The organism is Candidatus Aeolococcus gillhamiae (assembly GCF_016464765.1).
Taxonomy (GTDB): Bacteria; Chloroflexota; Dormibacteria; order Aeolococcales; family Aeolococcaceae; genus Aeolococcus; species Aeolococcus gillhamiae.
On the sequence record NZ_JAEKNS010000163.1, the window covers coordinates 37,069 to 44,501 of the forward strand.

General features: G+C 71.7%; 7 protein-coding genes. 4 read left to right on the plus strand and 3 right to left on the minus strand.

Annotated features, from left to right (window positions below; translation table 11 throughout):
• Nucleotides 1-79 precede the first annotated feature (79 nt).
• The 3 genes from JF886_RS16630 to JF886_RS16640 all read right to left on the minus strand — a co-directional run bounded on the left by JF886_RS16630 (nt 80) and on the right by JF886_RS16640 (nt 3,124).
• On the minus strand, nt 80-1,948 hold the full coding sequence (locus JF886_RS16630) for an ATP-binding protein (protein WP_337314495.1): 1,869 nt from the start codon (nt 1,946-1,948) through the stop codon (nt 80-82).
• A gap of 132 nt (nt 1,949-2,080) precedes the next feature.
• On the minus strand, nt 2,081-2,491 hold the full coding sequence (locus JF886_RS16635; protein WP_337314496.1) for a hypothetical protein: 411 nt from the start codon (nt 2,489-2,491) through the stop codon (nt 2,081-2,083).
• Nucleotides 2,492-2,584: 93 nt separating this feature from the next.
• The gene (locus JF886_RS16640) at nt 2,585-3,124 is read right to left on the minus strand and encodes a hypothetical protein (protein ID WP_337314497.1); all 540 of its coding nucleotides are present in this window, start codon (nt 3,122-3,124) and stop codon (nt 2,585-2,587) included.
• A 110-nt stretch (nt 3,125-3,234) separates the two neighbouring features.
• Between JF886_RS16640 and JF886_RS16645 the strand changes: the two genes are divergently transcribed.
• The 4 genes from JF886_RS16645 to JF886_RS16660 form a co-directional block, all read left to right on the plus strand.
• Nucleotides 3,235-4,617 (plus strand): dipeptidase, encoded by a 1,383-nt coding sequence (locus tag JF886_RS16645; RefSeq protein WP_337314499.1) that lies wholly within the window; start codon nt 3,235-3,237, stop codon nt 4,615-4,617.
• Nucleotides 4,614-5,279 (plus strand): RDD family protein, encoded by a 666-nt coding sequence (locus JF886_RS16650; RefSeq protein WP_337314500.1) that lies wholly within the window; start codon nt 4,614-4,616, stop codon nt 5,277-5,279. Before JF886_RS16645 ends, JF886_RS16650 begins: the two co-directional genes overlap by 4 nt.
• The gene (gene eno, locus JF886_RS16655) at nt 5,276-6,589 is read left to right on the plus strand and encodes a phosphopyruvate hydratase (protein WP_337314501.1); all 1,314 of its coding nucleotides are present in this window, start codon (nt 5,276-5,278) and stop codon (nt 6,587-6,589) included. Before JF886_RS16650 ends, eno begins: the two co-directional genes overlap by 4 nt.
• The coding region (locus JF886_RS16660; RefSeq protein WP_337314502.1) for a PLP-dependent transferase at nt 6,590-7,433 on the plus strand (844 nt) is incomplete at its 3' end.

The window sequence follows — 7,433 nt, forward strand, 5'->3', positions numbered from 1 at the left end:
ACCGGCGGCGCGGACGTCTTCCCTTCGCCGCGCAGCGTACTCCACCGCGCATTGGCGCGTGGCCCGCGACCCGGGTGGGTCAGGTGCGGGCCGCTGGGCCTTTCGCTGCGGCGAGCGACCGCGGTGCGGACGCCGCCTTCGCGCGGGCTGCCGGAGTGTGCCCGACGAGGTCACCATCGGTGTCCGTGGCGGCGTCGGCAGTGGCGGCGTCGACGAACTCGAGGAGGCGAGCCACCGCGATGGGCTTGGTGATGTAGCCGATCGCCCCGCCGGTGAGGTAGCGCTCGATACCGGAGGGGATGGCGTCCGCGCTCACCATGACCACGGGGATGGCGCGGGTTGCCGGGTCACTTCTCAGCCGCTTCATCACCTCGTCGCCGTCGATGTCGGGAAGGTTGACGTCGAGGAGGATGAGCCGCGGCGAGTGCTCCCGGGCCAGGTCGACGGCCAGCTCGCCGAGCATCGTCGACACCAGGTGCACGCCGGGACGGAGCCTGGTGAAGAAGCCCTGCATCAACTCGATGTTGACAATGTTGTCTTCAACGTACAGGACGGTGCGCCCGGAAGCGCGCGACGGTGCAGTCGAGGGGGGGTCGACGGCGGGGATGTCCAGCAGCGGCGGGCGTTCGCCGGCCGTGAGCAGGATCGAGAGGGTGGTGCCACTCCCCACCACGCTCTGCACGTCCAGTCGGCCACCCATGGCGTCGACGAGCTGGCGGGAGATGCCCAATCCCAGCCCCGTGCCCTCCACGGTACGGGCCGCGCCGAGGCGCTCGAAGGGGACGAAGATCGACGCCAGGTCGGCGGCGGCGATGCCCGTCCCGGTGTCGGTGACGTCGATCTGCACGGTCGTTCCACCGGCGTCGACGATGCTCACCGCGACCTCGCCGTTGCGGTGGTTGTACTTGATGGCATTGCCGACCAGGTTGAGCATCACCTGGCGGAGCGCCTGGTTGTCGCTGAGAGCGATCGGGCGGCCCGCATCGGCAAGCTCGGAGCGCAGGGCGACGCCGTACCTGGCGGCCAGCGGGCGCATCAATGCGAGCACGTCGAGGATCACGGCGTTGACATCGACCGGCTCCATGGACAAGCGCAGCTGGCCCTTCTCGAGCCGCGACACCTCAAGGACGTCGTTGATCAGGGCGAGCAGATGGTTGCCGCCCTTCTGGATCGCCGCCACATAGCCCTTCTCGCGCTCGGCTAGCGGGGAGAGGTCGAGCAGCTCCGCGTACCCGAGCACAGCGGTGAGGGGGGTGCGCAGCTCGTGGCTCATGCGCGACAGAAACTCCGTCTTGGCGGCGCTGGCAACCTCGGCCACCTCGCGAGCACGTCGCAGGGCGGCTTCGTACCTGGTTCTCTCGGCGACGCGGCCGAGCACCATGCCGACCTGCACCATGACGTCGAGGAGCATGCGATCGGCCTCGAACGGCGTCTCCGAGAAGAACTCGAGCACGCCGACGGCCTCGTCTCTCACGATGATCGGGAACGCCGCGATAGCGCGCATGTGCTCGTCGTCGACGAGCGAACAGCGAACTCGGTCAGCGTGGTCCTTGGAGAGACGGCGGACGTCGGCGATGTGTTCGGGGTTGCATGTTGCGAACACACGACCGGGCACGCACACGCCGGCCGGGAAGCTGACATCGTGGTGGCGGCTGCGCAGGCCCGCCAGCTGGGCGGGATCGTCGACGTGCCAGACGCCGCTGGAGACGAGGACCCCGGCGGCGTCCTCGTCGGGGAGGAGGACATGGCCGACCGTCCAGCCGGTCTGCCTGCAGACCTCGTCGACCGTTGTCTGCAGGGCATGGGTCATCGACGTGGGGGCGCCGTTGGCCGCCACCGAAACGACCTGGAGCAGCTGGAGGAAGGCGTTGCGACGCTCCAGCTCCGCCTCGATGTGGAGCAGGGAGGCTCGCGACGTCGAGCGCCGGGGGGCAATCGGCGGCCTCAACCGAACACTGGATGGCTGAGGCGTTCTGGACATGGTGGTGAGCACACCACTCGTACGCCTTTGCCTGGGATCCGTCTGTCTCGCGCCGTACCGTGACGCGCTTCGTAACCGAAAAGTTCGTCGGCCAGCGGCTCAGCCGCGCAGGCGCCGCCACCACGACAGGGCACGGATCCGCTCCAGCTCGGCGGTGGCGGCGTCGGCCATCTGCATCTGCTGGTGGAGGAGGCTGATGATCTCACGCTCGCGATCGCACGCCTCGGCGGCGTCGCTGCGGCGCCCCGCCTGCTCCAGGCCGGCGCGTTCACGCCAGGTGCGCAACCCCACCCGCAGGGTGGCGATGCGGCGGTCGCGGTCGGCGAGCTCAGTACGCAGCCGGATCATCTCCACGAAAGAGTCGATGGCCTGCAGTTGGAGGGCGAGGATCACCGGCGTGTCGTCCTCGGGGGCGGGCGCACGGCGCGCGCCTTGGCCGGTGCCGACGAGCTCCACGATGCGCTTGCGGTTGGCCTCGATGGACCCCGATGGGGGAGCGTGCACAGCCATGGGGATCTCCTGGAAGAGCGTGGAGTACGACGGAGAGACCTCGCTGCGCCAGACGGTACACCGGAACGGCCGGCAGTGCACGGATTGCGCCGGCTACCGGGCTTTCTCGAGCAGCGCTTCCAGCTGGCCGGCAAGCACCGCCGTCTGGGCGGGGTCGCGCCCGACCAGGTCGGCGACGGTCTCGAGGACCTCCTGGCGCAGGATGGGCTCGAGCTTGGCGGCCTCGGCGTCCGGCACGGCGTCGACCGGGCCGGCGTGGACATGCCCGGTGGCGGCGAGCTCGGCGGCGGCCAGCGACGCCACCGCCGCGTCGAGCTCCTCCTGCTCGCGCGCCAGGCGGGCTTCGATGCGCCCGATCCGGGCGGCCGTGCGGCGCTCGGTGGCGGCGGCCTCTGCGACGGGGCTCACCACGGCCATCTCACGGTCGGACTCGCGGGCGGCGCGACGCCGGTCGGCCCGATTGGTGAGCGCGATCCACACCAGCAGCAGAGCGGTCACCACCATCCCGGCGATGGCCCACCCCGAGAGCGTCGTAGCCAGCCGCAGGTTGTTGGCGCGGGCGGCGCTCCAGGCGATGGCGATCAGGAAACCCGATGCCCACCCCACGACGACGACGCCGAGAGAACGTCCCACATGCACCATTCTGCCAGCGTGTCACCCGCCGGTGCGACCCCACGGCGCCCCCCGGGAGAGGCGCCCTGCCAGCGGCGCGGTCGACGTGACCTCCCCGCTACGCTCCAGACGTGGGCCACGACCTCGACGACTACTGCGCCGCCAACCAGCCCCGGTTCGTCGACGAGCTGATCGAGCTGTTGCGCATCCCCAGCATCTCCGCCCACCCCGACCACGCTCCTGACGTTCGCCGCAACGCGGAGCACCTCGCGGCGGCGGCTCGCGAGGCGGGGTTCAGCACGGTGGAGGTGGTGGAAACCGAGGGGCACCCGGCGGTGTATGCGGAGCGGATGGTCGACCCCGCGCTGCCCACTGTGTTGGTGTACGGCCACCACGACGTGCAGCCGGCCGATCCGCTCGACGAGTGGGTGTCGCCGCCCTTCGAGCCGGAGGTGCGCGACGGCAAGCTGTTCGCGCGCGGCGCGGTCGATGACAAGGGCCAGGTGTACATGCACCTCAAGGCGGTGGAGGCGCACCTGCGCACCCGCGGTGAGCTGCCGGTCAACCTGCGCCTGCTCGTCGAGGGCGAGGAGGAGGTGGGTTCCAGCCACTTCGAGCAGCTGGTCGCCGACCTCGGCGACCGCCTGGCCGCGGACTTCGCGGTGGTGTCCGACACTGGCATCTTCGCGCGCGGTGTGCCCTCGCTGACAGTCGGGCTGCGCGGGCTCGCCGGCGTCGAGGTGGAGGTGCGCGGTCCATCGCTCGACCTCCACTCGGGCGTGTTCGGCGGCGCGGTGCAGAACCCTATCGAGGCGCTGGCGCGGATGCTCGCGTCGCTGAAGGACCCTGCCACGGGGCGAGTGACCGTTCCCGGCTTCTACGACGACGTCGTCGAGCCGACGGCCGCGGAGCGCGAGGGATACCGCTCGCTGCCGTTCGACGAGGCAGCCTTCCGGGCCACCGCCGGCGGCATCCCCGCGACCGTGGGGGAGGAGGGGTGGTCTGTGCTCGAGGCGCGCTGGGTGCGTCCGACCTTGGAGATCAACGGGATCTGGGGCGGCTACCAGGGCCCGGGTGGGAAGACCATCGTCCCTGCGCATGCGGGGGCCAAGATCACCTGCCGGCTGGTGCCCAACCAGAAGCCCGAGGTGATCGCCAATCTCGTGGCCGGGGCGCTGCGGGCGGCGACGCCGCCAGGCGTCACCACCGAGGTGACGGCGCGCGGTGGTGGCAGCCCGGTGATCACGCCCGCCGACCACCCCGCGGTGCGGGCGGCGTCGCGGGCCATGGGCGCGGTCTTCGGCGTCGAGCCGGTGATCATCCGCGAGGGCGGTTCGATCCCCCCGGTGGAGGTGTTCCAGCGCGTGCTCGGGATGCAGTCGGTGCTGGTCGGCGTTGGGCTGCCCGATGACCAGATCCACGCCCCCAACGAGAAGTTCGACCTCGACCACTACGCGATGGGCATCAGGATCCTGGCCCGGCTGTGGGACGAGGTCGCCAAGGAGCCGGCATGAGCGAGCAACCCCCGCCACCGCCACCGGACGACAACCGTCTCGAGCTGCCTCAGCCGGCGTCCCCCGCGCCCCCGGCGTACCCGGTGCAGTCCGCGTACCCGGTGGCCGCGCCGGTGCTGCCCGGCCTGCAGCGGCCCGGGCCGGCTCCGGGGGTGGTGTACCTCGGCTTCGGGGCGCGGCTGCTCGGCTACATCATCGACGTCATCGCCGTGTTCATCGTCGAGGCGCCCTTCACCGTCCCGCTGGTGTACGTGCCGATCGCGCAGTACTACCGTGACCACCCGCCGCCGACCGGGCAGACGATCGCTACCCTGCCCGCTGACCTTTCCAACCGGTTCCTGGTGGTGGGGCTGATCGGGGCGCTGGTGAGCGCGCTGTACTTCGGCGGGCTGGTGGCCTGGCGGGGCCGGACCCTCGGGCAGCAGGCCATGGGGGCAGAGGTGGTGCGCGCCGAGGACGGCGGCCGGCTGCCGGCGGGTCGAGCGTTCGCCCGCGCGGTCATCTTCTGGGGGCCGGGGGTGCTGGGACTGATCCCCGCCGTGGGGTCGATCGCCGGGTTGATCGCGCTGATCGGCCTGCTCTCGGCGGCCTGGGACCAGCGCAAGCAGGGCTGGCACGACAAGCTGGCGCGCAGCCTGGTGGTCAAGCGGGTGCCGTTGTGAGCCGCATCGAGCATGTCGACGCGCTGGAGGTGCTCGACTCGCGTGGCAACCCGACGCTGGAGGTGCGGGTGCGGCTTGCGGGGGGCGCCGCGGGGGCTGCCATGGTGCCGAGTGGTGCCAGCACCGGTGCGCACGAGGCTGTGGAGCTGCGCGACGGTGACAAGGCGCGCTACGGCGGCAAGGGCGTGCTAACCGCGGTGCGCAACGTGGCGGAGGTCATCGGGCCTGCCGTCGCCGGCATGGACGCGCTCGACCAGCGCGCGCTGGACGACGCGCTGGTCGAGCTGGACGGCACCCCGAACAAGGGTCGCCTCGGCGCCAACGCGCTGCTCGGGGTCAGCCTGGCGTCTGCGCACGCCGCCGCTGACTTCGCAGGGCTTCCGCTGTATCGGCACCTCGGTGGACCTGAGGCGCAGGTGCTGCCGGTGCCGCTCCTCAACGTGATCAACGGCGGTCTGCACGCCCAGACCAGCGTCGACTTCCAGGAGTTCATGTTGGTGCCGCTCGGCTTCACGACGTTCGCCGACGCGCTGCGCGCCGGCAGCGAGTGTTTCCACGCACTGCGCTCTGTGCTGCACGGGCGCGGCGAGAACACCGGCCAGGGGGACGAGGGTGGCTTCGCACCGAGCCTGCGGCACAACGAGGAGGCGATCGAGGTGCTGCTCTCGGCGATCGCGCGCGCCGGCTACACGGCCGGTGTCGACGTCGCCCTGGCGCTCGACCCGGCGGCGTCCGAGCTGTTCTCCGATGGCCGCTACGTGCTGCGGGGCGAGGGGCGGGAGCTCGAGCCGCTCGAGCTGGTGGAGCTGTGGGCGACGTGGGTGGCGCAGTACCCCATCGTCTCGATCGAGGACGGCATGGCCGAGGACGACTGGGACGGCTGGGCGGCGCTTACCGAGCGGCTGGGCTCGCGGGTGCAGCTGATCGGCGACGACCTCTTCGTGACCAACGTGGCGCGGCTGCGTGAGGGGTTCTCGCGAGGCGTCGCCAATGCCCTGCTGGTGAAGGTCAACCAGATCGGAACGCTGAGCGAGGCGCTCGAGGCCATCGCGCTGGCGTCGTCGCACGACTACGCGTCGGTGATCAGCCACCGCAGCGGCGAGACCGAGGACACCACCATCGCCGACCTCGCGGTTGCGGTCAACGCCGGCCAGATCAAGACGGGCGCGCCGTCGCGGTCGGAGCGGGTGGCCAAGTACAACCGGCTGCTCCGCATCGAGGCTGAGCTGGGGTCGTCCGGGCGGTACGCGGGGCGGTCGGCGTTCCGGTTGCTCGACGCGGCCGGGGCTGGCGGCGCCGATGCTCGCTGAGTGAGCGACGACATCCGCCTGGCGGCGATCCGGGCCGGCGCCGTGCCCGCCGGCGGCGACGAGGGGAGGGACCTGGTTGCGCCCCCGGCGCTCTCGTCGGCGCGCTCGTATCCCGACCTGGACGCGCTCGACGCCGCCATGGAGGCGGATCCCCGGGTGTATCGCCGCTACAGCAACGAGAGCGTGGCGTTGCTCGAGGCAACGCTGGCGGCGCTCGAGACGCCTGGTGGTGGCGAGGCGCCGGTGGCGCGTGTCACCGCCAGCGGGCAGGCGGCGCTGCTGCTGCTGGTGAGCGCGGCGGCGATGAGCGGACGGCGGCGTGTGGTGCTGGTGCGGCCATGTTACGGGGCCACCGAGGCGTTGCTGGTGGGGCCGCTGGCGGCGCTGGGCATGGCGACGACCGTGGTCGACCTGCCTGTTGACGGCGGTGCTGACGCGGGCGCGCTGGTGGCGGCGGTGGGCGGCCCTGACGTCGCCGTGGTTGTGGTCGAGATCGTCACCAACCCGCTGCTCACGGTGGTCGACGTGCCCGCGGTGGCCGCGGCCGCGCGTGCGTGCGGCGCGGTGTGCCTGGTGGACAGCACCTTCGCGACGCCGTTCCTCTTCCAGCCGCTGGCGCATGGGGCCGACCTGGTGCTGCACAGCCTGACCAAGCATCTCGGCGGCCACAGCGACGTGCTCGGCGGCGTGGCCCTCGCGTCGCCGCAGAGTGAGGCGGCCGGGTGGCTCGACGCCACCAGCCGGTCGCTCGGCGCGGTGCTGTCGCCGTTCGACGCGTGGCTGACGCTGCGCGGTCTGCGCACCGCGCCGCTGCGCGTGGAGCGCGGCAACGCCACCGCTGCAT